This window comes from Agrobacterium tumefaciens (genome assembly GCF_009649785.1).
GTDB lineage: Bacteria > Pseudomonadota > Alphaproteobacteria > Rhizobiales > Rhizobiaceae > Agrobacterium > Agrobacterium tumefaciens.
The window spans coordinates 1-24,856 of record NZ_WJOK01000013.1 but is presented as its reverse complement, the minus strand read 5'-3'; the positions used below and the strand labels follow the sequence as shown (position 1 = coordinate 24,856).

The 24,856-nt window shown below is 59.1% G+C and carries 23 protein-coding genes and 1 tRNA gene; 13 read left to right on the top strand and 11 right to left on the bottom strand.

What is annotated here, in order from left to right:
* The first annotated feature begins 160 nt into the window (after window positions 1-160).
* Together GH784_RS15090 and GH784_RS15085 are read left to right on the top strand one after the other, a co-directional pair.
* Window positions 161-466, top strand: a complete 306-nt coding sequence (locus GH784_RS15090; protein ID WP_003495468.1) for an ETC complex I subunit — start codon at window positions 161-163, stop codon at window positions 464-466.
* Between the two features lie 51 nt (window positions 467-517).
* Window positions 518-594 (top strand) — tRNA-Arg (locus GH784_RS15085).
* 7 nt (window positions 595-601) lie between these two features.
* On the opposite strand, the gene GH784_RS15080 is transcribed toward GH784_RS15085, so the two are convergent.
* A complete protein-coding gene (locus GH784_RS15080) occupies window positions 602-1,339 on the bottom strand; it encodes a DUF429 domain-containing protein (protein WP_065702544.1) in 738 nt (245 codons plus the stop codon).
* Between the two features lie 64 nt (window positions 1,340-1,403).
* Window positions 1,404-1,559 carry a hypothetical protein gene (locus GH784_RS15075; RefSeq protein WP_003515963.1) on the bottom strand — a complete coding sequence of 52 codons (156 nt, stop codon included), beginning with the start codon at window positions 1,557-1,559 and terminating at the stop codon, window positions 1,404-1,406.
* Between the two features lie 236 nt (window positions 1,560-1,795).
* Between GH784_RS15075 and GH784_RS15070 the strand changes: the two genes are divergently transcribed.
* The 4 genes from GH784_RS15070 to GH784_RS15055 all read left to right on the top strand — a co-directional run bounded on the left by GH784_RS15070 (window position 1,796) and on the right by GH784_RS15055 (window position 5,370).
* Window positions 1,796-3,094: an efflux RND transporter periplasmic adaptor subunit gene (locus tag GH784_RS15070; RefSeq protein WP_065687401.1), complete on the top strand. Its 1,299-nt coding sequence runs from the start codon at window positions 1,796-1,798 to the stop codon at window positions 3,092-3,094.
* A gap of 14 nt (window positions 3,095-3,108) precedes the next feature.
* On the top strand, window positions 3,109-3,828 hold the full coding sequence (locus GH784_RS15065) for an ABC transporter ATP-binding protein (RefSeq protein ID WP_065702425.1): 720 nt from the start codon (window positions 3,109-3,111) through the stop codon (window positions 3,826-3,828).
* Window positions 3,818-5,026: an ABC transporter permease gene (locus GH784_RS15060; RefSeq protein WP_003515968.1), complete on the top strand. Its 1,209-nt coding sequence runs from the start codon at window positions 3,818-3,820 to the stop codon at window positions 5,024-5,026. Before GH784_RS15065 ends, GH784_RS15060 begins: the two co-directional genes overlap by 11 nt.
* Window positions 5,027-5,088: 62 nt before the next feature.
* Complete coding sequence (locus GH784_RS15055; RefSeq protein ID WP_065702424.1) at window positions 5,089-5,370, top strand: hypothetical protein; 282 nt, start codon at window positions 5,089-5,091, stop codon at window positions 5,368-5,370.
* A gap of 21 nt (window positions 5,371-5,391) precedes the next feature.
* Here the strand turns inward: GH784_RS15055 and sufA are convergent, their stop codons facing one another.
* The 7 genes from sufA to GH784_RS15020 form a co-directional block, all read right to left on the bottom strand.
* Complete coding sequence (gene sufA, locus GH784_RS15050) at window positions 5,392-5,781, bottom strand: Fe-S cluster assembly scaffold SufA (protein ID WP_003515971.1); 390 nt, start codon at window positions 5,779-5,781, stop codon at window positions 5,392-5,394.
* A 112-nt stretch (window positions 5,782-5,893) separates the two neighbouring features.
* Window positions 5,894-6,277, bottom strand: a complete 384-nt coding sequence (locus tag GH784_RS15045) for an SUF system Fe-S cluster assembly protein (protein WP_003515972.1) — start codon at window positions 6,275-6,277, stop codon at window positions 5,894-5,896.
* Between the two features lie 23 nt (window positions 6,278-6,300).
* Window positions 6,301-7,551, bottom strand: a complete 1,251-nt coding sequence (locus GH784_RS15040; protein ID WP_065702423.1) for a cysteine desulfurase — start codon at window positions 7,549-7,551, stop codon at window positions 6,301-6,303.
* Complete coding sequence (gene sufD, locus GH784_RS15035; protein ID WP_065702422.1) at window positions 7,544-8,815, bottom strand: Fe-S cluster assembly protein SufD; 1,272 nt, start codon at window positions 8,813-8,815, stop codon at window positions 7,544-7,546. Before sufD ends, GH784_RS15040 begins: the two co-directional genes overlap by 8 nt.
* A gap of 24 nt (window positions 8,816-8,839) precedes the next feature.
* The gene (gene sufC, locus GH784_RS15030; RefSeq protein WP_003507958.1) at window positions 8,840-9,595 is read right to left on the bottom strand and encodes a Fe-S cluster assembly ATPase SufC; all 756 of its coding nucleotides are present in this window, start codon (window positions 9,593-9,595) and stop codon (window positions 8,840-8,842) included.
* A 72-nt stretch (window positions 9,596-9,667) separates the two neighbouring features.
* On the bottom strand, window positions 9,668-11,137 hold the full coding sequence (sufB, locus tag GH784_RS15025) for a Fe-S cluster assembly protein SufB (protein ID WP_065702421.1): 1,470 nt from the start codon (window positions 11,135-11,137) through the stop codon (window positions 9,668-9,670).
* 200 nt (window positions 11,138-11,337) lie between these two features.
* On the bottom strand, window positions 11,338-12,507 hold the full coding sequence (locus tag GH784_RS15020) for a cysteine desulfurase family protein (RefSeq protein ID WP_065702543.1): 1,170 nt from the start codon (window positions 12,505-12,507) through the stop codon (window positions 11,338-11,340).
* A 211-nt stretch (window positions 12,508-12,718) separates the two neighbouring features.
* Between GH784_RS15020 and GH784_RS15015 the strand changes: the two genes are divergently transcribed.
* Window positions 12,719-13,396, top strand: a complete 678-nt coding sequence (locus GH784_RS15015; RefSeq protein WP_003507952.1) for an alpha/beta hydrolase — start codon at window positions 12,719-12,721, stop codon at window positions 13,394-13,396.
* 73 nt (window positions 13,397-13,469) lie between these two features.
* On the opposite strand, the gene GH784_RS15010 is transcribed toward GH784_RS15015, so the two are convergent.
* Complete coding sequence (locus tag GH784_RS15010; RefSeq protein ID WP_065702419.1) at window positions 13,470-14,591, bottom strand: anhydro-N-acetylmuramic acid kinase; 1,122 nt, start codon at window positions 14,589-14,591, stop codon at window positions 13,470-13,472.
* Between the two features lie 150 nt (window positions 14,592-14,741).
* On the opposite strand from GH784_RS15010, the gene tyrS reads away from it, so the two are divergent.
* Window positions 14,742-15,995 (top strand): tyrosine--tRNA ligase, encoded by a 1,254-nt coding sequence (tyrS, locus tag GH784_RS15005; RefSeq protein ID WP_065702418.1) that lies wholly within the window; start codon window positions 14,742-14,744, stop codon window positions 15,993-15,995.
* A gap of 45 nt (window positions 15,996-16,040) precedes the next feature.
* Here the strand turns inward: tyrS and GH784_RS15000 are convergent, their stop codons facing one another.
* Complete coding sequence (locus GH784_RS15000) at window positions 16,041-19,424, bottom strand: YhdP family protein (RefSeq protein ID WP_065702417.1); 3,384 nt, start codon at window positions 19,422-19,424, stop codon at window positions 16,041-16,043.
* A 118-nt stretch (window positions 19,425-19,542) separates the two neighbouring features.
* On the opposite strand from GH784_RS15000, the gene GH784_RS14995 reads away from it, so the two are divergent.
* The 5 genes from GH784_RS14995 to GH784_RS14975 all read left to right on the top strand — a co-directional run bounded on the left by GH784_RS14995 (window position 19,543) and on the right by GH784_RS14975 (window position 24,447).
* Window positions 19,543-20,010 carry a peroxiredoxin gene (locus GH784_RS14995; RefSeq protein WP_065702542.1) on the top strand — a complete coding sequence of 156 codons (468 nt, stop codon included), beginning with the start codon at window positions 19,543-19,545 and terminating at the stop codon, window positions 20,008-20,010.
* A 14-nt stretch (window positions 20,011-20,024) separates the two neighbouring features.
* Entirely contained in the window at window positions 20,025-20,855 is an 831-nt protein-coding gene (locus GH784_RS14990) for a ferritin-like domain-containing protein (RefSeq protein WP_065702416.1), read from the top strand.
* 89 nt (window positions 20,856-20,944) lie between these two features.
* Window positions 20,945-22,261 (top strand): peptidoglycan DD-metalloendopeptidase family protein, encoded by a 1,317-nt coding sequence (locus tag GH784_RS14985; protein ID WP_038491369.1) that lies wholly within the window; start codon window positions 20,945-20,947, stop codon window positions 22,259-22,261.
* 219 nt (window positions 22,262-22,480) lie between these two features.
* The gene (locus GH784_RS14980; protein WP_019567097.1) at window positions 22,481-23,995 is read left to right on the top strand and encodes a DEAD/DEAH box helicase; all 1,515 of its coding nucleotides are present in this window, start codon (window positions 22,481-22,483) and stop codon (window positions 23,993-23,995) included.
* A gap of 32 nt (window positions 23,996-24,027) precedes the next feature.
* Entirely contained in the window at window positions 24,028-24,447 is a 420-nt protein-coding gene (locus GH784_RS14975) for an NUDIX domain-containing protein (RefSeq protein ID WP_065702415.1), read from the top strand.
* Window positions 24,448-24,856 lie beyond the last annotated feature (409 nt).

Below are 24,856 nucleotides of genomic sequence, written 5' to 3'. Positions count from 1 at the left end.
TGGGACCGTGAAGAGGCCGCAAGGGATAATCGTCTTGACTCTCACATGGAGTCGGTCCATTTCAAATTCAGCGTTCCTGACACGATTTGGTTATTCTATTCAGGTACGTGAATAGTAATCCGGGGCGCATGCCCCACCGCCCAACCGGAGCAGTTTCGACATGTCTGCGAAGATTTACCGCCCTGCAAAGACCGCCATGCAATCCGGCAAGGCGAAAACCAATGTCTGGGTTCTGGAATTCGACGCTGAGGTCCCGCGCAAGATCGATCCGATCATGGGATACACCTCGACATCCGACATGAAGCAGCAGGTCAAGCTGACATTCGAGACGCAGGAACAGGCCGAAGCCTATGCGCAGCGCAAGGGCATCGAATACCGCGTCATCCAGCCAAAGGAAGCAACCCGCAAGGTTGTATCCTACACGGATAATTTCCGCTTCAACCGCACCCAGCCCTGGACGCATTGAAGAAGACGCACTGAACGATTTTCAGCCGGAGCAATAATAGTCCGGCACGACGGCCCCTTAGCTCAGCTGGATAGAGCGTCGACCTTCTAAGTCGAATGTCGCAGGTTCGAATCCTGCAGGGGTCGCCATCTCCATCTAAACTGCCGCTTTCGGGATCCAGATCGCGGAAATGTCGTCGCCATACGGCACTGCCTCACTCTCCAAAGCACAAATCCCGACCCAGGCGCACACGACGGCATCCATCTTGTCCTCAAAAGCCTTCATCTCCCATCCCTTTGCGTTCGTCGCGGGAATGATGAGTGCATCGGCAACCCCACCTATCCGTCGATCCAGATGTGCGATGATGGAAGACCAGACCTCGAGGAGTTTGGCGCGACGGTCTGCGGACGTATCCGACCGCCAGTAGCTGCCGACTTTTCCCTGCTTATACGGAAGCCGTTTCGCGGCGTTGGTCAGTTCAACAAGCGCAGGGTGCGGGTAGACTTCGAGCAGACCGGGACTGCTGATTTCCCTGGTTAATAACGGATATCCCGCAAGTTCAAACCCCATTTTAAGATCATCACTGACCTTGCCGGGCCTGATTGCATTTGGGGTGTGGGTGCCGCATTGCCGGGAACCATAGGCGGAAGACACCAGATTGTCAGAAGCACGGCGGGCAGTAATCGGTTGATGCGAGAGCGGCATATCAATCGTAACGAGATCGATCTTGCATCCCGCAAGGGCTTCTGCGGCCGCCAGAAGCGCCGATGCTTCGGCAACTGATCCCCTTGGGCGATCAGCGAGAACCGGGATATCGGTTCCACAAGCAAGGAAGCCTACGTAGGAAGATGCGGCGGCACGCAGCGTCCAGCCTGTTCCATCGTTGATGACCAAGGCGACCCCGCTTGGCTGGGTAACAGTCCATGCGGCGTCTATACCCAATACGGCTTTCAGAGCGTCACCCCTGCCCGAACAGCGTAAAATACCCCCAGGCGGCGGCGAAAAAAGCGATGATGGCGGCGATCGTCAGGGCTTTTTTCGATTTTGGCCCAAGCGGCTGGCGCGGCTTTTTCGGGGGCGCCGGTTTGCGGAACTTCACCACATTGTCGTTCATTATATCATCGTCCTGCATGTCGCTGCTGAAACCGGCGCCACATCAATGGCATCGGCCTTTTCGGATTTATCTCTAGCAGACCAGAGCTATCATAAATATTACCAAGTTTTCACTTCCCCCTTTGGGCAAGCTATGTCACTTCCCACAATCAGAGGAATACAAACAGCGACAGACGGACCGGAAACAGGGGTTGGAAACAATCCTCTGTGGTATTTTGAATTTTGCGGGTGACGAAAATGAATGACGCCAACACCAATGGCCGCGACACGGAAAACAGCCAGCCCGATCTGCGGGACATTCTGGGTACCAGCAGGTCAGGTAGAAAGAAGAAGTCGCGCCGCTATCTCTATGCCGCAGCAGCCGTGGTGCTGATCGGCGGGGGCCTTGGTTATTATTACCAGTCGCGTGCCGCAGGCGTCGCCTATACCTACACCACGGAAGCGGCGAGACAGGGCGACCTTTCCGTCATCGTAACCTCCACCGGCTCAGTCCAGCCGACCGATCAGGTCGACATATCGAGCGAATTGTCCGGCACCATTCGCAAGGTCAACGTTACCTATAACAGCCCGGTCAAATCAGGCGATATTCTGGCGGAACTGGACACCAACAAGCTGGAGGCCGACGTGCAGAGCGCCCGCGCCAAGCTTGCCTCCGCCAAGGCCAATGTGCTGAAGGCGCGCGCCGATCTCGGCTCGGCAAAAACATCGATGGAGCGTCTGCGGTCCCTCGTCCAGAGCCGGGTCTCCAGCCAGCAGGATCTGGATGCCGCGCAGTTCAACCACGATGCCGCCGGCGCCACGCTACAGGTCAACGAGGCGACCGTGCTTTCGGCGGAAGCGGATTTGCGGCTGGCCGAGGTCAATCTCGGCAAGGCGAAGATCGTCTCGCCCATCGATGGTGTCATCCTCACCCGCAGTGTCGATCCCGGCGCCACCGTTGCCTCCTCGCTCAACGCTCCCGTGCTGTTCACCATTGCTGGCGATCTGCGCCATATGGAATTGCAGGTGTCGGTGGATGAGGCGGATGTCGGCAAAGTCGAGACCGGGCAGAAGGCCACCTTCAACGTCGATGCCTATCCCGACCGTAGCTTCCCGGCTGAAATAGAGACCGTGCGTTTCGCCTCCGAGACCGTGTCTAACGTAGTGACCTACAAGGGCATATTGACGGTGGACAATGAGGAATTGCTGCTGCGCCCCGGCATGACGGCAACCGCCAATATCGTCGTCGAGGAGATCAAGGATACGCTGCTTGTGCCGAATTCCGCGCTCCGATATACGCCGCCGCGCGAATCCGCCTCCCGTGGCGGTGGCTTGATGAGCCTGTTCCGCCCTCCCCGCATGGGCCGGTCGCAGAACCGCGATGCCGGTCCGGCCGCGACAGGCAAAAGAACGGTGTGGGTGCTGCGTAACAACACACCAGTCTCGGTTTCGATCGAAACCGGCTCCACCGATGGCCAGCATACCGTGGTAAAATCGGGCGAGTTGAAGGCCGACGATCTGGTGATTACCGACGCCTCAGCCCGCAACGCCGGCTGACGGAGGAAAACCACATGCAACAGCCGCCGCTCATAGAATTCCGCGATGTCGTCAAGCAATATGGCCGGGGCGAAGCGACGATCCGCGCGCTTGACGGCGTCAGCCTGTCGATCCACGAGAAGGAATTCGTCGCCATCATGGGGCCATCCGGCTCCGGCAAATCCACCTCGATGAACATCATCGGCTGCCTGGATGTGCCGACATCGGGCGAATATTTGTTTCAGGGCGTGCCGACCAGCGGTTTCGACAATGAACATCTGACGCTGCTGCGCCGCCACATGCTGGGTTTCGTGTTTCAGGGCTTCAACCTCCTGTCGCGGACCTCGGCGGTGGAAAATGTCGAGCTGCCGCTCGTGTACCGGGGCATGAAAGCCTCGGAACGGCGCGCGCGCGCCATGGAGGCGCTGGCACAGGTGGGTTTGAATGGCCGCGAGCACCACACGACGCAGGAGCTTTCCGGCGGTCAGCAGCAGCGTGTGGCCATTGCGCGGGCCATCGTCACCCGCCCCGCTCTGCTTCTGGCCGACGAACCCACAGGCAACCTCGACACCAAAACCAGCGCCGAGATCATGGAGCTGATCACCACGCTCAACCGCGACAAGGGCATTACGGTCGTCATGGTCACGCATGAAGAGGATATCGCTGCCCATGCGGGACGCCTTCTGCGTTTCCTGGACGGCCATCTCGCCTCCGACAGCGCAGCGGAAAACAAGGAGACTTCCGATGTTCTTTGAAACGTCGCGTCTTGCGCTGCGCGCCATCAGCCGCAACCTGCTCCGCTCCTTCCTCACCGTGCTCGGCGTCGTCATCGGTGTTGCCGCCGTCATCGCCATGGTAACCATCGGCAACGGCACGACTGAACAGGTGAAATCGGAATTGTCGCGGCTCGGCACCAACATGCTGTTCGTGCGCCCCGGCCAGTTCGGGCCCGGCCGCGCCAGCACGGAAGCCAAACGTTTCGATGATCGCGATGTTGAGGCGATCCGCAACCAGATCAGCGGCCTGCGCGCCGTTGCTCCTCAAAACCGCAGCTCCGCCGCAACGGTCATTTTCGGCGGCAAGAACCATCAGACAAGCGTCATCGGCACCACCAATGATTATCTTGTGGCACAGGACTGGACGCTTGCGCTGGGCCGTGACTTCCAGCCGGCCGAAGATCGCGGCGGGCAGATAGGCTGCATCATCGGCGAAACGGTGCGGCAGGAACTGTTCGGTGCGGAAAACCCTGTCGGCCAGACGATCCGCGTCAGCAACATCTCCTGCCCCGTCATCGGTGTTCTCGCCCGAAAAGGCCAATCCGGCCTCGGCGACGATCAGGATGATACGATCATCATGCCGCTCAAAATCCACCAGCGGCGCATCGGCGGCACCACCACCATTTCCTCCATCATGGTCTCCGCGCAGGACGGCGTTTCCACCGCCAAGGTGCAAAGCGACCTGCAGAACCTGCTAAGGGAACGGCGGCGCATCAACATTGGCCGCGAGGATGATTTCACCGTCAACGACATGACGCAGATCGCCTCGGCCATGACCGGCACGACGACGCTGCTCACAGGGCTTCTGGGTGCGGTTGCAGCCGTCAGCCTGCTGGTCGGCGGCATCGGCATCATGAACATCATGCTGGTTTCGGTAACCGAGCGCACCCGCGAGATCGGCATTCGCCTCGCCATCGGCGCACTGGAAAAACAGGTACTGACGCAGTTTCTGGTGGAAGCCGTCATGCTCTCTGCCCTGGGCGGCACGGTCGGCATCTTGACGGGCCTTGGCCTTGCCTATGGCGTCGTCAGCTTCCTCAACGTGCCCTTCGTCACCAGCCCGTCAATCATCTTCCTCGCCTTCGCCTTCTCGGCTGCCATCGGCGTGATTTTCGGCTATTTCCCGGCGCGGCGGGCAGCGAGTTTGAGCCCGATCGAGGCGCTGCGACACGAGTGAAACGAGCCGTCGAGGCTGCAACGGCCTCAACGGAAAAGGTTCATGATTTACGGAGAGTTTCGATGTTCAAATCGGTATCGGATAGCGCCGCTGCTGCAGACGGCGGTTCGCTTGCGCTCTTCGTGGAACGAATTGACGGGCAAACGGAACTGTTTGTGATCAATCGCTCCCTCGCGTCACGCGGAACGCCCGACTACAACAAAGTCAGCTCCAGCCTTCGACCACTTGCCGAGGAGGATTGCGGGAAGATTGCAGCAGCTCTCGAGCCGCTTTTGACAACGACGCCATCGATTCATCCGCTGGCGGATTTTATCGATACGCTGAAACAGCAAACATCCCTCTGATCGGAAAAATGGCGCAGCCAATCAAACGCTGGCTTCAGCCTCGCGCTGCTTCGCCAGCGCCGCCAGATCGGCAGGCTTCAGTTCCACCGACTCACCGCAGCCGCAAGCGGATGTCTGGTTCGGGTTGTTGAAGGTGAAGCCGGAGCGCATCTTGGTCACTTCAAAATCCATCTGGGTGCCGAGCAGATAGAGCACGGCGGAGGGCTGAACCCACACCTTGGCTCCATCGAATTCGACCAGATCGTCCTTCGCATCCGCTTCCGTCACGAGGTCGATGGTATATTCCATGCCCGCGCAGCCGCCCTTCTTGATGCCGACGCGCACACCCTTGGCGTCAGGGCCGGAATTCTCGACGATTGCTTTAACGCGCGAGGCAGCAGCCCCGGTCATGGTCATGATCGCAAAGCCCATGGGCTTAATTCTCCTTCGACAATCGAGTTCAAGGCTCGATGTTTATGGATTTCAATTTAATAGTGCTTGAAGGCGCCATCAAGGGATGACGCCTGTCAAAATCACGTCAGTCTCAATACCAGCCGACGGCGACCTGAGCCTCTTCCGACATGCGGTCCGGCGTCCACGGCGGATCGAAGGTCATCGACACTTCGACACCGGAAACACCTTCGACCGCGCCGACGGCATTTTCCACCCAGCCCGGCATTTCGCCGGCAACCGGGCAGCCCGGTGCTGTCAGCGTCATGACGATCTTGACCATCCGGTCGTCCTCGATATCGATCTTGTAAACGAGACCGAGTTCGAAAATATCGGCCGGAATTTCCGGATCGTACACGGTTTTCAGCGCCGCGATCACGTCGTCGCTAAGACGCGCCAGTTCGTCGGGCGCAATGGAAGACGGCTTTGCAGCGTCTTCGGTCACATCATGGGTCTTTGCAGTGGCTTCGGCAGTCATGGTCCTGAACCTCAATCCTGATATCAGGCGAAAAATTTGCGCGCATAATCAAGCGCCTCGACAAGACGATCTACTTCGGCGCGGGTATTGTAAAGGCCGAACGATGCTCGGCATGTGGAGGTGACGCCGAACCGTTTCAAGAGCGGCATGGCACAATGGGTGCCGGCACGCACGGCAACGCCGCGCCGGTCTATCACCATCGACACGTCATGGGCATGGATGCCCTCGAGTTCGAAGGAGAAGATACCGCCCTTATCAGGCGCATTGCCGATGATTCGCAGTGAGTTGACCTCGCGCAGCCGCTCGGCAGCATAGGCCGCAAGATCAGCCTCGTGGGCTGCAATCGCGGCACGGCCGAGATTTTCCATATAATCAAGCGCATAGCCAAGACCGATAGCCTGCACGATGGGCGGCGTTCCCGCTTCGAAACGATGCGGCGGCTCGTTATAGGTCACATTGTCTTCGGACACGTCGAGGATCATCTCGCCGCCGCCCTGGAACGGCCGCATCTCGCTCAGGCGGTCAGCCTTGCCATAGAGCACGCCGATGCCCGAGGGACCGTAAAGCTTGTGGCCGGTCATGACGTACCAGTCGCAATCGATATCGCGCACGTCAACCGGCATGTGAACCGCACCCTGAGAGCCATCGACAAGCACCGGAATGCCGCGCTCATGGGCGATGCGGCAGATTTCCTTGACCGGCACGATGGTGCCCAGCGCATTCGACATATGGGTGATGGCAACGAGCTTGGTGCGCTCCGTCAGGCTTTTTTCGAAAGCCTCGATATGGAACGCGCCGTCATCATCGACAGGCACCCAGACAAGCTTGGCGCCCTGCCGCTCGCGAATGAAATGCCACGGCACGATGTTGGAGTGATGTTCCATGATCGAGATGACGATCTCGTCGCCCTCGCCGATCTTTGGCATGCCGTAACCGTAAGCAACCGTATTGATCGCCTCGGTGGAGGATTTGGTGAAGACGATCTCGTCCACCGAACCGGCATTCAGGAAACGGCGCACCTTTTCGCGCGCCGCCTCATAAGCGTCGGTTGCGGCATTGGAGAGGAAATGCAGGCCACGATGCACATTCGCATATTCATTGGAATAGGCATGCGAAACGGCGTCGATCACCACCTGCGGTTTTTGAGCGGACGCGCCGTTGTCAAGATAGACCAGCGGCTTGCCATAGACCTCGCGCGACAGGATCGGGAAATCCTTCCGCACGGCTTCAACGTCATAAGGGGCCGCCAATGCGGCGCGTTCGCTCTCAGGCATGATGTTCCAGCCAGCCGGAGATGATAGTCTCTAGCGCCTCTACCAGATTTTCTTCTTCCAGTTCCTCGGCGATCTCAGCGACGAAGGCATTGACGAGCATCGCCCGCGCTTTTGCCCGCGGCACGCCGCGCGCCATCAGATAATAGAGATGGTTGTCGTCAATATCGGCAACCGTCGCACCGTGACCGCACTGAACGTCGTCGGCGAAGATTTCAAGCTCCGGCTTTGCCGAGAACTCGCCATCGTCAGACATCAGCAGCGTATTGCACGCCATCTTCGCATCGGTCTTCTGGGCATCGGGGGCAACCCGGATCATGCCCTGGAAAATGCCCTTTGCACGGTCGAAGACCACGTTGCGGAACACTTCCGTCGAGGTCGTGTTCGGCACGTTGTGGCCAAGAACCATCGTCACGTCGGTATGGGTTTCGCCGCCCAACAGGTTGACGCCGCGAACGATGAGGTCAGTACCCTCGCCGTCCACGTCGATGCGCAGTTCCTGCCGCACCAGCTTACCGCCGGCATTGATGACGAATAGACGAATCTTGGCGTCCGCACCGATTTTCATGCGCAGCTGGCCAAGATGAATATCGGCCGCGCCCTGTTGCTGCAGGATGATCCAGGTCACTTCCGCACCGTCTTCGACAACGATGTCGGTGACGGAGGAAACCAGGGCGGCATCCGAAGTCACCGAAAGGTGACGCTCGATGACGGTCGCCTTGGAACCCTTGCCGAAGCGCACCGGGAAGCGGCTGTGAACCTGACCTGCGCCATGGATCGCCTGCAATTCGATCGGCTTTTCGATCTCGGCATCAGCGGGAATGTCGAGCATCAGGCCGTCGCGCACAAAGCTGCCGTTGATACGGCCGATCACGTCGTCCTTGCTGGCTTCCGCAAGGCCTGTGGCGGCCGAGCCGTCAAGCAGGCTCTCGGCAAAGCTGGAAACGCTGATGTCTTCGATCTTGCCCACATTGGCCGTGCCATGCAGCACGTAGGCGACGGACGAGCCGGCGACAACAGACGCCTGCTTGTCGATAACAGGTGCGGGCTGGTCCTCGGGAATGGCACGCAACAGGCTCTTGAGATCGGTATAGTGCCACGCCTCGATGCGGCGGGTCGGAAGACCGCCGGTCTTCAGATCGTCGAACAGCACGTCACGGGCGGCGACAACCGCACCATTGCCCGGCAATTCGCTGAACTTGGCGGTATAGGCGTCGATCAGCGCGGTTTCCGCTGGCGTCAGCCGATTGGTCGTTTGAATGTTCATGGACATCACCTCCTGGCCTCTGGCTTAGGCCGCTTCACCGATGATGTCGGCGTAACCATTGTTTTCCAGCTCCAGCGCCAGGGCCTTGTCGCCCGAACGGATGATCTTGCCCTTGTAAAGAACGTGAACGCTATCAGGCACGATGTAATCGAGCAGGCGCTGGTAGTGGGTGATGACGACAGTGGCGCGATCCGGCGACTTCAGCGCGTTGACGCCATCAGCCACGATCTTCAGCGCGTCGATGTCGAGGCCGCTATCGGTTTCGTCGAGAACGCAGAGCTTCGGCTCCAGCAGCGCCATCTGCAGGATTTCGGCGCGCTTCTTTTCACCGCCGGAGAAACCAACGTTAAGCGGACGCTTCAGCATGTCCATGTCGATCTTCAGATCGCCGGCAGCTTCCTTGACGCGACGGATGAAGTCCGGTGTCGTCAGCTCGGCCTCGCCGCGCGCCTTGCGCTGCTCGTTCATAGCAACCTTGAGGAACTGCATGGTGGCAACACCCGGAATTTCGACCGGATACTGGAAGGCCAGGAAAATACCCTTGGCAGCGCGCTCGGCGGCATCCAGTTCCAGAATGCTTTCGCCGTTATAGAGGATGTCACCGGAGGTGACTTCATAGTCTTCGCGGCCCGACAGGATGTAGGACAGCGTCGACTTGCCGGAACCGTTCGGGCCCATGATGGCCGCAACTTCACCGGCAGCAACCTTCAGGTTGAGGCCCTTGATGATCTCGGTTTCGGTATCGGCGATCTTTGCGTGCAGGTCGATGATTTCAAGCATGGTTTTATCCTAAGAATAGTGTGAGCGAAGGTGCGCGAAACCGCGCACTCAAAGTGCGTATTCGTATGACGATCAGCCGACCGAACCTTCCAGCGAAATGCCGATCAGCTTCTGCGCTTCAACCGCAAACTCCATCGGCAGCTGCTGGATAACATCCTTCACAAAGCCATTGACGATCAGTGCGATCGCCGACTCCTCGGGGATGCCGCGCTGCAGGCAATAGAACAGCTGGTCTTCGGAAATCTTCGACGTGGTCGCCTCATGCTCGAAATGAGCAGACGAGTTCTTCGCCTCGATATAGGGCACGGTATGCGCGCCGCACTTGTCGCCGATCAGAAGCGAGTCGCACTGCGTGAAGTTGCGCGTGTTGGTCGCCTTGCGGTGAGCCGAGACCTGCCCGCGATAGACGTTTTCCGAGAAACCGGCGGCAATGCCCTTGGCGATGATGCGGCTCGACGTGTTCTTGCCGAGATGGATCATCTTGGTGCCACTGTCGATCTGCTGATGGCCGTTGGAAACCGCGATCGAATAGAATTCGCCACGGCTGTCGTCGCCGCGCAAAATGCAGGACGGGTATTTCCAGGTGATGGCCGAGCCGGTTTCAACCTGCGTCCACGAAATCTTCGAACGGTTGCCACGGCAATCGCCGCGCTTGGTCACGAAGTTGTAGATGCCGCCCTTGCCGTCCTTGTCGCCCGGATACCAGTTCTGGACGGTGGAATATTTGATTTCGGCATCGTCGAGTGCCACGAGTTCGACCACGGCGGCGTGAAGCTGGTTCTCGTCGCGCTGCGGCGCGGTGCAGCCTTCCAGATAGGAGACGTAGGCGCCCTCTTCAGCGATGATCAGCGTGCGCTCGAACTGTCCGGTGTTCTTTTCATTGATGCGGAAATAGGTGGAAAGCTCCATCGGGCACCGCACGCCCTTCGGCACGAACACGAATGAACCATCGGTAAAGACGGCCGAGTTCAGCGTTGCGTAAAAATTGTCCGTCTGCGGCACGACCGAACCGAGATATTTCTTCACCAGATCAGGATATTCGCGCACGGCTTCGGAGATCGACATGAAGATCACGCCGGCCTTTGCCAGTTCCGCCTTGAAGGTGGTGACAACGGAGACGCTGTCGAACACGGCATCCACGGCCACACGACGGTTTTCCACGCCGGCCAGGATTTCCTGTTCCTTCAGCGGAATGCCCAGCTTCTCGTAAACCTTCAGCAGCTCCGGATCGACTTCGTCCAGCGACTTGGGGCCGGGCGTGCTTTTCGGTGCGGCATAATAATAGAGATCGTTGAAGTCGATCTTGGGGTAGCTGACGCGCGCCCATGTCGGCTCGTCCATCGTCAGCCAGCGCTTGTAAGCCTCAAGACGCCATTCCAGCATCCATTCCGGCTCCTGCTTCTTGGCCGAGATGAAGCGGATCACCTCTTCCGAAAGGCCCTTCGGGGCCTTGTCGACTTCAATTTCGGTTTCGAAGCCGTATTTATACTGGTCCACATCGATCTGGCGAACCTGATCGATCGTTTCCTGAACCGCTGCCATGTCGTTCTCCAATCTCGCCGGAGCCAAGGTCCGGTGGCTTGTCAACGTATCAAGGCGGATAGCCGCCTTCATCCATCTTCGGGCAAATAATCCGGGCCCGTATAAACGGGGCGGAGCTTATACCCATGTAAGTGCGGGATGGCGCTTTTCACACATCCCGGCAAGCGGAAAATTGCTATTCCGCAATTCTTTGCCGCATTTTAAGCGGCCTGACCGGTCAGCCTGCGCCGCCCGGCAATTTTCGTAAAGGCTGCGAGCGCGTGCTCGATATCCGCCTCATCAGTCGCATGACCAAGGGAAATCCTGAGTGCGCCAAGCTTGGGATCGCGTCCCATCGCCGTCAGCACATGGCTTTCACCCACCTTGCCGGAAGAGCAGGCCGAACCGGCCGAGAGCGCAATGCCTTCGATATCGAATGCAATCTGGCCCGTTTCCGCCTTCAAACCGGGCAAGGTGAAAAACGTGGTATTGCCGACACGGCCGACATCCTCACCGTAGATGATCACGTCAGGCGCGACTGCCCGCATGCCGTCTTCCAGCCTTGCGCGCAGCTCTGCAAGACGCGTCGCTTCGGTCTCGAGGTTTTGCGCAGCAATAGCGGCGGCGGCACCGAAACCGATGACCGACAGGGTATTTTCAGTACCGGAACGATGTCCCTTTTCCTGGCCACCACCATGGATCAGCGGCTTTGGCATCATCACCTCGCCGCGGGACACCAGCGCCCCAGCACCCTTCGGGCCACCAAGTTTGTGGGACGAGATCACAAGGAAATCGGCATCCAATGCATTGATATCGAGCGGAACGCGGCCAGCAGCCTGCACGGCATCGACGACCATCAATCCCCCTGCTGCATGTGCAAGCCGCGCCGCTTCAGCCACCGGCTGAAGAATGCCGGTCTCATTATTGACCAGCATGCAGGCGACCATCGGCAGACCAGTGGACTTGTCGTGCGCTGACAGCAGCGCCTCAAGGGCCGCAAGATCGATGACACCCGCTGACGTAACGGGAATTTCCGTAACGTCAGCCTTGTCGAACCGGCCCCCTTCGCGAAAAGCCGGGTGTTCGATCGCCGAAACGTAAAGACGACCATAGCGTACGGGAGCGCGCCCCATCTTGAATTCAGGCGAAAGCACCAGATTGGCCGCTTCGGTCGCACCGCTCGTAAAGGTCACATGCGACGCCTGGGCACCGCAGACCACAGCAACGTCACGACGCGCGGCCTCGACGGCCGCACGGGCTGCGCGCCCTTCCCGATGTACGGAGGACGGATTACCCGTGATATCGAGAGCGCGGACAAGAGCATCCCGCACGGCAGGCAAAAGCGGCGCCGTGGCGTTCCAGTCCATATATGTGCGCGTCAAAACCGTCATCGCGGAAAAGCTTCGCTCAATCTTCCATGCGCCAAAACGCATTTTTCTTGAAATTACAGTTGCGCTTGCCTTATGACACGGTCCGAGTGCTTAAGCACACGCAAAGTTTCGAATTATTCTAAACTGCGTTCTAGAAAAGATGACACAGTTCGTCAAGTCTTCTCGTCGGAAGAATGCGGTTGGAGAATGAAAAAACACGACCGGAGTACCAATGCCCGAAGTCATTTTTAACGGCCCTGCGGGTCGCCTCGAAGGCCGTTATCAACCCTCCAAGGAAAAGAGCGCGCCGATAGCGATCATCCTTCATCCGCACCCGCAGTTCGGCGGCACGATGAACAACCAGATCGTTTATCAGCTCTTCTATCTTTTCCAGAAGCGCGGTTTCACGACGCTCCGGTTCAACTTCCGCTCCATCGGCCGCAGCCAGGGCGAGTTTGACCATGGCGCCGGCGAGCTTTCCGATGCCGCATCCGCTCTCGACTGGGTGCAGAGCCTGCATCCCGATTCGAAAAGCTGCTGGGTCGCCGGTTATTCCTTCGGCGCCTGGATCGGCATGCAGCTTCTGATGCGTCGCCCGGAAATCGAAGGTTTCATGTCGATTGCGCCGCAGCCCAACACCTACGACTTCTCTTTCCTCGCCCCCTGCCCGTCTTCCGGCCTCATCATCAATGGCGACGCCGACAAGGTCGCGCCTGAGAAGGACGTCAACGGTCTGGTCGAAAAGCTGAAGACCCAGAAGGGCATCCTCATCACCCACCGCACCCTTCCCGGCGCCAACCACTTCTTCAACGGCAAGGTTGATGAGCTGATGAGCGAATGCGAGGACTACCTCGACCGCCGCCTGAATGGCGAACTGGTTCCGGAACCGGCCGCGAAGCGCATTCGGTGATTTAGGAGCGCAGCTTAGGTCATTGTTGATCTACCTACAATGATCGACGGCGGGCTTGGCTCGCCGTCGTCTATTACGCCCTGACCAAAACCCCACCCGTAACCGGCTCATTCACACCGGTCGTCCCCGGATATGTTAGCGGCAGCCCCTTCAGCGATCGCACCGCCAGATACGCCCAGGCCTCCGCCTCCATCGCCCCGCCGTCGAACCCCGCCTCTTCCGCCGCGATTACCCGCGCACCCTGCTTGGCAGCAAGGCTCGCAAACTCTTCCATGATAACAGGATTGAGCCGCCCGCCGCCGCAGATCACATAGGTCTTAGCCGCCTCCGGCAGATAGCTCGCCGATTTGAGGATCGCGGTACCCGTCAGATGCGACAGCGTGCGTGCGCCGTCCGCCAGCGAAACCTCGCCCTTTTGCGGCGGCACGAAATCGCTGCGGTCAAGCGAGCGGCGGATATTGGCCGAGAAGAACGGACTTTCCATGTAGCGCGTCACTAGAGAGGCAACGACGCTGCCGCCCGCCGCCGTCCTGCCGCCCTTGTCGAAGGCTTTGCCCGTATGCGCCTCGATCCACTGGTCGATCAGCATATTGCCGGGACCGCTGTCGAAAGCCGCAAGCCGCCCTCCCTCGCCGATATAGGTGAGATTGGATATGCCGCCGATATTGACGAAGACGGCGGGCGTTTCGAAGCCATCAGGCAGATTGGCGGAGAGCGCCATGTGGTACGCAGGAATGAGCGGTGCGCCCTGCCCGCCATGCACCATGTCGTTGGCACGCATGTCGTAAACCACATCGATACCGGTTTCCTCGGCCAGAAGCGCGCCGTCGCCGATCTGCACGGTCAACGCCTCATCCGGCCGATGCAGCACCGTCTGGCCATGAAAACCGATCACGTCGATATCGCTGGCTTCAAGCCGGTGGCGGTGGAGGAAGGATTTGACTGCCGCCGCATGGGCAAGCGTCAGCTTGCGTTCCGCATCCGCGAGGTCACCCGGACGCTCGCGCCGTTCGCGAATGGCTTTGGCCGTAACCAGCGCCTTCTGCCACGTGGCGCGCAGGCCCGGATCATAGGGGAAATAACCGCTCGGCCCATGCCGGACCACGTTTTCGCCATCCGTGCGCAACAGGGCGATATCGATGCCGTCCATCGACGTCCCGCTCATCAGCCCGATTGCCGTTTTGACCTCGCCCACGCGCTGCTCCCTTTCAATATCGAATCATGCGGAGATGAATCGCCGTTATTCATGGCCGAAACGGGTGCACTTTTCAAAAAACAATGGTAAAGCCCCCCGCGTTCATTGACAGACAATGACGGCAAAGGTCCAACCAGAAAGAAAAAGGTTATGTCCAGGTTCAAGTCCGATTTCCTCCGCACGCTCGATGAGCGCGGCTTCATTCACCAGATCTCCGACGAGTCGGGTCTCGACGAACTGTTCGCCAAGGAAACCGTGACCGCCTATATCGGCTATGACCCGACGGCCTCCAGCCTGCATGTCGGCCACCTCACCCAGATCATGATGCTGCACTGGATGCAGAAGACCGGTCACCAGCCGATTTCGCTGATGGGCGGCGGCACCGGCATGGTTGGCGATCCCTCCTTCAAGGAGGAGGCCCGCAAGCTGATGACAATCGACATGATCGAGGACAACATCACCTCGCTCAAGCACGTCTTCGCCAACTACCTCGATTACGATCGCGCGGAAAATCCGGCGCTGATGATCAACAATGCCGACTGGCTGCGTGGGCTCAACTACCTCGAATTCCTGCGCGACGTCGGCCGCCACTTCTCGGTCAACCGCATGCTGTCCTTCGACAGCGTGAAGACGCGCCTCGACCGCGAGCAGTCGCTGTCCTTCCTCGAATTCAATTACATGATCCTCCAGGCCTACGATTTCGTGGAGCTGAACCAGCGTACCGGCTGCCGCCTGCAGATGGGCGGCTCTGACCAGTGGGGCAACATCATCAACGGCATCGATCTAGGTCACCGCATGGGGACACCGCAGCTCTATGCGCTGACCTCCCCGCTTTTGACCACCTCTTCGGGTGCGAAGATGGGCAAGTCCGCGTCCGGTGCCGTCTGGCTCAACAAGGACCTGCTGCCGGTCTATGATTTCTGGCAATACTGGCGCAACACGGAAGACGCGGACGTGGTTCGCTTCGCGAAGCTCTTCACCACGCTGCCGATGGATGAGATCGCACGCATCGCCGCCCTTGGCGGATCTGAGATCAACGAGGCGAAGAAAATCCTCGCAACCGAAGTCACGGCCATTCTGCATGGCCGTGCCGCTGCCGAAGAAGCAGCCGAAACGGCGCGCAAGACTTTCGAGGAAGGCGCGCTTGCTGAAAACCTGCCCTCCATCGAGGTTCCGGCATCCGAACTCGATGCCGGCGTCGGCGTCCTGTCGCTCATCGTCCGCGCTGGCCTTGCCGGCTCGAATGGCGAAGCCCGCCGTCACGTTCAGGGCGGCGCGGTAAAGATCAACGACAAGGGCATATCCGACGATCGCCAGATGATCGGTTCCGCCGAGATCACCGGCGATGGCATCATCAAGCTTTCGGTTGGCAAGAAGAAGCACGTTCTCGTTCGCCCGGCGTAACACCCGCGCAAATCATCAGATGAAGGGCCGCGGAAGCGGCCCTTTTTATTGAAACTCGAAAATCTGCCTGAAGACGCCCGGCGCTATCAGTGACAGCGGGTTTATAGTCAGCTTCGGCTGGTCCGTCTGTCCGGAAAGCTTGAAGGTAATGCCGAGCAACCCGCGGTCGCGGCCGTTGCCGAGGAAGATGCCGATGAAAGGCAACTCGCCGAACAGCCGGTTCAGGCCATAGGCGGGCATAAAGGTGCCTGTCATGTCCATACGGCCGTTCTGGTCTTTCAGCAGGCCCTGGAAGGTCGCACCGATCTGTTCGCCGCGCACCACGCCGTTTTCCACCGCAACCGAGCCGTTGACGTAAACGAGCCGGGCAAAACCGCGCTGGAATTTCTCCGAGCTGACATCGATATTGCGGCGGACCGCCGTGTTGAGGCTCCGGCCGTCATCGCCCGTCGGCGTGGCGACGATATCCTGAAGCTTCGCTTCGTTGACAACGGCGAAATTGCGCAGATCGAGCGAACCGCTCCAGTCGCTGCCGTTGACGGTCGAGAGTGCGAGATTGAGAAGACCACCGCGAATGCGGGTGTAGATATTGGTGAAACGGGCAAGAGAACCGGCATCGCTGCTGGTAAGCGTCACGGTTCCCGTCGCGCCGCGATTGGTCGTCTGCGCCACAACCGCCTGGCCCCTGCCGGTGACGCCGCGAAAATCAACCGAACGGACCTTGCCGTCACGCACACTGACATCGGCACTGACATTGGAAAGGATCTCGTCGTTGAAGCCGTAGACCTTGTCGAGTTGCGCCTTGATGGCAAGGGACGGCTGCGAACGCGATGTGCCGTCACCTGCCCCTGAGGAACTGCGAAGCTTTGAGAGGAAAGGCCGGAGATCGGCCGATTTTCCCGAAGCGTTGATGCTGTATCCGTTTTTGGAGGCAGTGACGGCGACGGCGTAATTGTCGGAAGGTGACAATTGCACGCGGCTGAGATCGGCCGAAATCAGCCCGTTCTTGGTGAAGGTGACATCTCCGGCAGCGCCGAAGCCGTCCCCGGTTAGGGAGAAATCACTGATCGTCGTGCGGCCATCGCTGCTTTCCAGGGTAAAGGTCGCTTTTGCCGGAATACCGACGCCCTTGCTCCATCCAAGCCCCGGCAGAATGATAGACGCCTTCGCCAGATCGAGCTGTATCTCCTGACTTTTCGTATCCGCGCCATCGATTTCCACAACGGTCGTGCCGCCAAGAACCGTGGAAAGCTCCGGTGCAAGCTTGGCGACCTGCGTCTCGTTCAGGGTTGCTTTCAGCGACAGCGTTGGAGCAACGTCGCTGTTCTTGCGCACCGGCTCCGTCATCTCGATAGACATCGGCACATCGTCCACCCGGCCCTTGCCTTCAAGCTTGAGCTGCCGGTCGTTGATGGACATGAAACCGTCAAGCGCGGTCACCTTGCGGCCGGCAAACGGCTTTGTCAGCGACAGGTTCTTCAGATCGAGATCGGCCGTCCAAACCGGCGGCGGTGGATTTTGGCTGGAAAGCATGCCGACGGTCAGCTTTGCATTCGCCGTCACGTCGCCGGTGAAGTCATCCGGTTTGAACTGCGTATCCTTGAGCGCATTGATAGGCTTCAGCGTCGCAAGCTCCGCCACGGCATCTGCCGAGCCCGAAACGTTCAACTCGAGATTTCCAAGCAGGGGCTTTGCATAGACGTCGGACATGGAGAACCGGCTGTCCTCCAGCGCAAGCGACCGATTGGAGGCGAAATAGGATGTCGCGTTCTTGAGATCGACATTCATCCGACCGCCGACGAGATTGAAATGCGCATCAACGTCGCGCAGCGGCGGAATGTCGCCGGTAGTATTGAGACGCGTACCGTCGATATCGAAGCGGATCTGCATTTCGCTCTCGCCCAGCACCAGCGGGCAACCGGGACCGCACATCCGTCCCTGAGGAATGAAGATCGCAATCGAGCCGTTCGTGACCGTGCCGCCATAAAGATTGGAGACCACCCACTCGCGCGGCTTGTGCGCCATCCAGAACGGCCAGAGCTGCTTGACCGCCGTGGCCTCCATCTTGGGAATCTGCCCGGCAAAACTGATTTCAGGCGAGCCCTGGCCGAAGCGGATTTTCAGCGAGCCTGCCATGTCTCCAAGCGGGCCGGTAACGTATAGCGAGGGAACCTCGAGCTGCCTGGTCGCGACATTGAATTGCCCGTCCGCCTTCAAGCTGAAAGGAACGGGGTCTTCGCCAGAGGCTTCGGCCGAGGCAACCGCATTGTCGATCCGCAGCGAAAGACCGAAGCCCTCTTGGGTATCCGTGATTTCCCCAGTGACCGGAATAGCCGTTCGCCCAAGGTCGATCCGCGAATTCCCAATGACAAGACTGTTTTTCTGAAAATCGTAGCGCGCGTTGACGGTGCCGGCCGTGAAGGGCTGAGCCTCGCCGCCGATAAGAAGCATTCCATTGCCCATGCCGAGCGAGATTTCCAGCCGCGGCTCATGTCCGGGCATGGAACGCCGGGCGAGGATGCTGACACCGGTCTTGACGTTCAGCCCCTCATGAAGATTGCCTTCAGGATCGAATTTTTCCAGAAAAGGACCGATGTCGAAACCGTCGATGCGCGCGTCGAAACCGTCGATCACACCGCCTGATCCCGATGTCTTTAGCGACAGGCTCGCGATTTCGCCGTTAAACAGCGTTTCACCCTCAAGCGAATATCCGCCCTGCTGGTCAGGGGTCAACGAAAGTTCACGCACTTCGACGACGCGTGGCTTGCCGGCTTCGCTCGGTGGCAAGTGGATCGAAACGCTGGAAATATCGATTTCCTCGGTTCCGCTGCTTAAAAACGCCTGCGCCAATTTGTCTAGCTGGGAAAACGCCGCCTGCAACTGCTGCGGCACCGCGTCCAGCCGGATGCTGGCGAGATCGAAACCGTTACCCTTGGGCAAAAGGGCCGTATCGAGTTCCATCCCGTCGGCCTCGAGGCTTTGCACGGAGACGCGTCCGGTCAAAAGCGCTAGCGGATCGAGCGCCATGCCGATAGCCCTTGCCCGGCTCAAATGCTGGCCGGATTCCTTCTCGACGATATCCACATCCTCGGCCACCAGCGCAAGCCGCAGCCCGGTCGAGAACCTGATGGCCGAAGAACCGATTCGCGCGCTGTAGTGGGGTCCGAGCGCCCGTTCGAGCGCCTGCTGCGCCTGGCTGGAAAGGGCATTGTCGATCGATCCGGTTTCGACGGAGACAATGATGCCGCCGATGGACAGGAAGGCCAGTACGAAAAGAGCAGCGAAAATCTTGATGAGAGCACGCGCCATGGAGCGCGGCGCCGGGCAATGCACGATGAGAGGATCTTCGGCCTGCGCCGAAGGAAGATCATGCAGCGCAACGATATCGCGCTTGCTGAACTTGACCTTTTCACCCCTTACTTCAGCCATACGCCCGTGTTTGCCCCTGAATAGCTTTTGTTTCGCCTCAACACTGGACGACGCCCGGTTTCGCTATATATCGAATGTGGCGACTTTCACTCAACATCCCGGCGAAAGAAAGATGATTATGACAGAACTGACGATTGGCAGCCCTGCCCCGGATTTTACTTTGCCCCGCAACGGTGAAGGAACGGTGACATTGTCCGGCCTGCGAGGCAAGGCGGTCGTTCTCTATTTCTACCCGAAGGACGACACATCCGGCTGCACCGCCGAAGCGATAGATTTCAGTGCCCTTGGCGCGGAATTCGAGGCCGCCAATACTGTCGTCATCGGCATTTCCCCTGATAGCGTCAAAAGCCACGACAAGTTTGCTGCAAAGCACAAGCTTTCGGTGATGCTGGCCGCCGACGAGGAACAGAAGGCTCTTGAGGCCTACGGCGTCTGGAAGGAAAAAAGCATGTATGGCAAAAAATACATGGGTGTCGAACGCACCACCGTCCTCGTAGCACCTGACGGTACGATCGCGGAAATCTGGAACAAGGTGAAGGTTCCGGGCCACGCACAGGCCGTTCTCGACGCCGCACGGAAGCTCTGAGAGACGCCCCTGTCGTGACGCCCACCTTCAGGATCATCTCGCTGCGCGGCGGCGCCACCGAGGCGATTGCCTGCGCCGATCTCGACAGAAAAACCGCACTGGCGCAGGAAACGGCGACACGATGGTTCGAGCGCCGCCTGTCGCTGCGCTCCCCCCTAGATCCACCCCTGCCCGAACGTCCGGGCAGGCCGGATAAACCGGAACTCGTTCCGCCGACCGCCGTGGAGCGCCGCTCCCTCCACAGCGTCAAGGGTCGCATAGCGCTGCTGCACGCCATCGCCCATATCGAGCTGAACGCCGTTGACCTCGCGCTCGACATCGCCGCCCGTTATGCCAGCGAGCCGGTGCCGCATTCCTTTTTCAACGGCTGGATGCAGGTTGCCTTCGAGGAGGCGAAACATTTCCGGCTGGTGCGGGAAAGGCTGCGAAACCTCGGCGCGGATTACGGCGATCTGCCCGCCCATGACGGGCTCTGGCAGGCGGCGCATTCAACCCGCAACGACCTCACCGCGCGGCTCGCAGTCGTGCCGCTCATCCTCGAGGCGCGCGGACTGGACGTGACGCCCTCCCTGCAGGCGAAGATGCGCGAAACCGGAGACCTTGAAAGCGCCGCCGTTCTCGATGTCATCTACAATGACGAAAAGGGCCATGTCGCCATCGGCGCCAAATGGTTTCGCTTCCTGTGCGCCCGTGAAAAGAAGGACCCGGCAGCAACCTTCAGACAACTGGTACGTGCCAATTTCCGCGGACCGCTGAAACCGCCCTTCAACGACCTCGCCCGCGCCGAAGCCGGGTTGACGCCATCCTTTTACCGCTCCCTCACCGCTGTCAGCAACAGCGGCTGACGCCCGCAGCCCGGCGCATGGTGCAAAACTTCGTTAACCTTAACGAAGTATGATTTCCTGTGAGAAATCGGCCAGTCCGGAGAGAGATTTTGACTGATACAGCGGAAAACCGGGTATTCGGCAAAAAGCGGCAGCAGCACGTTCTGGTGCTGGCAAGCGGTGACAAGGTCCGGCACATGACGATCCGGCCTTGGATGACGGCGCTTGCCGGCTGCACGATCGGCCTTTTCTCGCTCGGTTATCTGGGCGCCACCGGCTATCTCATCCTGCGTGACGACCTGATCGGCGCGACCATGGCGCGCCAGACCCGCATGCAGCACGATTACGAAGACCGTATCGCCGCGCTGAGGGCGCAGGTGGACCGCGTTACCTCAAGACAATTGCTCGACCAGCAGGTGGTTGAAAAGAAAGTGGAAAAACTGCTGCAACAGCAGGCGGCACTCACGTCCAGACACGGGCGGATGAGCGAATTGCTGGAGCGCGCGGAAAATTCCGGCATCGCCGCCTCCACGGCCACGGCCCCCATTCCAACCGCGCCCTCCTCGCTCTCGAACGCGATGGCACCGGAAAAACGCGCCGATCTGACAGGTGGCCTCTCCGCCATAGAAAATCTGATGGCGCCCCGCCCGTCGCAGCCGGAAAAGCCAGCCGGAACCGACAAGCGGGCGTCCTATGTGCCCGAAAACGGCGAAACGCCTTCCGACCGCGCCGACCGCGTGTTTTCCAAGGTCACGCTGTCGTTGAAGGATATCGAACGCCAGCAGATATCACGGATCGCCAGACTGACCAGCGACGCCGAGGACAAGGCGAGCGCGATGCAGGATATCATCCGGCAGGCGGGTCTGAAAATCGACGAAAGTGGCACGGACGGTGTCGGCGGCCCCTATGCGGACCCGCAGGGGAATGAAACCGATCCCTTCAATATGTCTCTGACCAATCTAGACAATGCGCTCAACCGGCTGGATATCGTGAAAGAAACCGCAACCGCCCTGCCCTTTGGCAATCCGGCCCCCGGCAGGGCGATCACCAGCCGATTCGGAAACCGGCTCGACCCGTTCCTTGGACGGCCTGCCTTACATACCGGCATCGATTTTCGCGCCGAAACAGGCGCCGACGTCAAGGCGACGGGCGCTGGAAAGGTGACGGTTGCGGAAAATTCCGGCGGCTACGGCAATATGGTCGAGATCGATCACGGCCAGGGCGTATCGACGCGATTCGGCCATCTCTCCACCATTCTGGTCAAAGCCGGCGACAAGGTGGAGGCCGGCGACATCGTTGGCCGTGCCGGCAGCACCGGCCGCTCCACCGGTCCGCACGTACATTACGAGGTCCGCCGCAACGACACGCCTGTTGATCCGATGCGGTTTCTGGTCGCCGGGGCCGAGCTTAAAACCTATCTCAAATAGCAGTCCGATTTTAACGCTTTTTTCGCCCTTTTTGCGATAAATCGCCCGAAACCGCGTCCAAGGCTCAAAAGCCTCGCCAACGTCTCGCCGTTTCGCGCGCATTTCCGGTTGTTTCCTTGACTTTCTGGCAATTTGGGCATATCCCCGCGCCAAGTCTTTGCAAGTGTCGCAGCGGCACGCAGGTATTCTTACCGAACCAGAACGGAAAAAGTTCTTCCTTTGACAACATTCTCTGATCTTGGCCTGAGCCAAAAAGTTCTTTCCGCTATTGCAGATGCCGGCTACACGACGCCGACACCCATTCAGGCTGGCGCAATTCCGCCCGCTCTCGAAAAGCGTGATATCTGCGGTATCGCACAGACCGGCACGGGGAAAACCGCATCCTTCGTTCTGCCGATGCTCACACTGCTGGAAAAAGGCCGCGCACGCGCAAGAATGCCGCGCACGCTGATCCTCGAGCCGACCCGCGAACTGGCGGCACAGGTAGCCGAAAACTTCGAGAAATACGGCAAGAATCACAAGCTGAACGTCGCCCTTCTGATTGGTGGCGTTTCTTTTGAAGATCAGGACCGCAAGCTTGAGCGCGGTGCCGATGTTCTCATCTGCACGCCCGGCCGCCTTCTCGACCATTGCGAGCGTGGCAAGCTCCTGATGACCGGCGTTGAAATCCTCGTGATCGATGAAGCCGATCGCATGCTGGATATGGGCTTCATTCCCGATATCGAACGCATCGCCAAGATGATTCCCTTTACCCGGCAAACCCTGTTCTTCTCGGCCACCATGCCGCCGGAAATCCAGAAGCTTGCCGACAGGTTCCTGCAAAACCCGACCCGTATCGAGGTTGCCAAGCCCTCCTCCACGGCAAAGACCGTTACCCAGCGCATCGTCGCTTCGCACAACAAGGACTATGAGAAGCGCGCTGTCCTGCGCGATCTCGTCCGTGCCGAAGAAGCCGAACTCAAGAACGCGATCATTTTCTGCAATCGCAAAAAGGACGTTGCCGACCTCTTCCGTTCGCTGGATCGTCACGGCTTTTCCGTTGGCGCGCTGCATGGCGACATGGACCAGCGTTCGCGCACGACCATGCTGCAGAACTTCCGGGACGGTCAGCTGACGCTGCTGGTCGCTTCCGACGTTGCAGCCCGCGGTCTTGATATTCCCGATGTCAGCCACGTCTTCAACTTCGACGTTCCCATTCATGCCGAAGACTATGTCCACCGCATTGGCCGTACCGGTCGTGCTGGCCGTTCGGGCAAGGCCTTCACCCTCGTCACCAAGAGCGATGCGAAATATCTCGACGCGATCGAAAAGCTGATCACCGAGAAGGTCGAATGGCTGAACGGTGACCTGTCCTCCCTCCCCGCGCCCATGGAAAGCTTTGAAAGCAATACCGGCCGCCGGGGCACCAAGGAACGTGGCGGCAGAGGCCGCGACAGAAACCGTCGCGATGCACCTGCATCGCCGGTAGAAAACATCAATCAGGGTGCACAATCCACCACTGTGGATACGGACATCGCGGCTCACGGAGAAGACAAGGTGAAGGCAGAACGCAGACCGGAAAAGACCCCGCGCAATTCCGAGCGCAACAGCCGCAACCTGAACCCGCTGCACGCCAATGACGACAACCGCGACCGTCGCCGCCATTACCGTGACCATGACGATGGCCCGACGCCTGTTGGTTTCGGCGATGACATTCCCGCATTCATGCTGATCGTGGCCAACGCCAAGGGCTGAACCCCGATGGCCTGACGCAGGAAACAATACGCATGACGCCGACGATCAAGCCAGGACAAGATTTTCCAGGCGTCGGCGTTGGGCTCGCCATATTGCGTGATGGCCGCCTGCTTTTATGCCGGCGCTTGAAAGCGCCGGAAGCCGGATACTGGAATATTCCGGGCGGCAAAGTCGATCACCTTGAATCATCCCTCGCCGCAGCACGGCGAGAAGCTGAAGAAGAGACCGGGCTGACAATCGGCAAGGTCGAATTTCTCTGTCATAGCGAATATATCAATGTCGCAGACCGGCACCATTGGGTCTCGCTGATCTTCGTCACCTGCGACACGCAGGGTGAGCCGGTACTGACAGAACCGGACAAGCTTTCCGATATCGGCTGGTTCGACCCCGATAACCTTCCCGAACCCATCTCCGCCTTTGCAAAAGACGCGCTGGCTGCTCTGACGAAATAAAGCCGCATAGCGGACGGAAACGGCATCAGCGCTGAGCGGCGTGGGCTTTTCGCGGCACTCAACGGCGTCTTGAGCTACACTAAAAACAGGCCTCGCCTGCGACAGACGCGACGCTCCTGCGCGATTTGCTTTCGGAAAACCCAATGCTGGAAGAATATCTTTTCGGGAAGCGTTTTGAATGCAATTTAAAATTGCTTAAATTAGCATCAAATAAAAAACCGCCCCGGTTGCCCGAAGCGGTTTATACGTAATGAAAATAATAGAATATAGAATGTAATATAGTTTGGCAGTGCTTAAGTTCGGAACACTTCCGAGGCTTGTTACAGCCAATTTCAGTCGTCCCCTGAAACACCTATATCTAATCTAACCATTTACTTTTCGTCAAGCAGATCTTCTCGCAAATGCGAAA

Bases quoted from the DNA above. Each gene is read 5' to 3' on its own strand.
- GH784_RS14975 (WP_065702415.1), top strand. From the start codon at position 24,028: ATGACGCCGACGATCAAGCCAGGACAAGATTTTCCAGGCGTCGGCGTT.
- GH784_RS15045 (WP_003515972.1), bottom strand. From the start codon at position 6,277: ATGACTGCCGAAGCCACTGCAAAGACCCATGATGTGACCGAAGACGCT.
- GH784_RS14995 (WP_065702542.1), top strand. From the start codon at position 19,543: ATGACAGAACTGACGATTGGCAGCCCTGCCCCGGATTTTACTTTGCCC.
- GH784_RS15040 (WP_065702423.1), bottom strand. From the start codon at position 7,551: ATGCCTGAGAGCGAACGCGCCGCATTGGCGGCCCCTTATGACGTTGAA.
- GH784_RS15020 (WP_065702543.1), bottom strand. From the start codon at position 12,507: ATGACGGTTTTGACGCGCACATATATGGACTGGAACGCCACGGCGCCG.
- GH784_RS15065 (WP_065702425.1), top strand. From the start codon at position 3,109: ATGCAACAGCCGCCGCTCATAGAATTCCGCGATGTCGTCAAGCAATAT.
- tyrS (WP_065702418.1), top strand. From the start codon at position 14,742: ATGTCCAGGTTCAAGTCCGATTTCCTCCGCACGCTCGATGAGCGCGGC.
- sufA (WP_003515971.1), bottom strand. From the start codon at position 5,781: ATGGGCTTTGCGATCATGACCATGACCGGGGCTGCTGCCTCGCGCGTT.
- GH784_RS15060 (WP_003515968.1), top strand. From the start codon at position 3,818: ATGTTCTTTGAAACGTCGCGTCTTGCGCTGCGCGCCATCAGCCGCAAC.
- GH784_RS15055 (WP_065702424.1), top strand. From the start codon at position 5,089: ATGTTCAAATCGGTATCGGATAGCGCCGCTGCTGCAGACGGCGGTTCG.
- GH784_RS15000 (WP_065702417.1), bottom strand. From the start codon at position 19,424: ATGGCTGAAGTAAGGGGTGAAAAGGTCAAGTTCAGCAAGCGCGATATC.
- sufD (WP_065702422.1), bottom strand. From the start codon at position 8,815: ATGAACATTCAAACGACCAATCGGCTGACGCCAGCGGAAACCGCGCTG.
- sufB (WP_065702421.1), bottom strand. From the start codon at position 11,137: ATGGCAGCGGTTCAGGAAACGATCGATCAGGTTCGCCAGATCGATGTG.
- GH784_RS15015 (WP_003507952.1), top strand. From the start codon at position 12,719: ATGCCCGAAGTCATTTTTAACGGCCCTGCGGGTCGCCTCGAAGGCCGT.
- GH784_RS15090 (WP_003495468.1), top strand. From the start codon at position 161: ATGTCTGCGAAGATTTACCGCCCTGCAAAGACCGCCATGCAATCCGGC.
- GH784_RS15075 (WP_003515963.1), bottom strand. From the start codon at position 1,559: ATGAACGACAATGTGGTGAAGTTCCGCAAACCGGCGCCCCCGAAAAAG.
- GH784_RS15070 (WP_065687401.1), top strand. From the start codon at position 1,796: ATGAATGACGCCAACACCAATGGCCGCGACACGGAAAACAGCCAGCCC.
- sufC (WP_003507958.1), bottom strand. From the start codon at position 9,595: ATGCTTGAAATCATCGACCTGCACGCAAAGATCGCCGATACCGAAACC.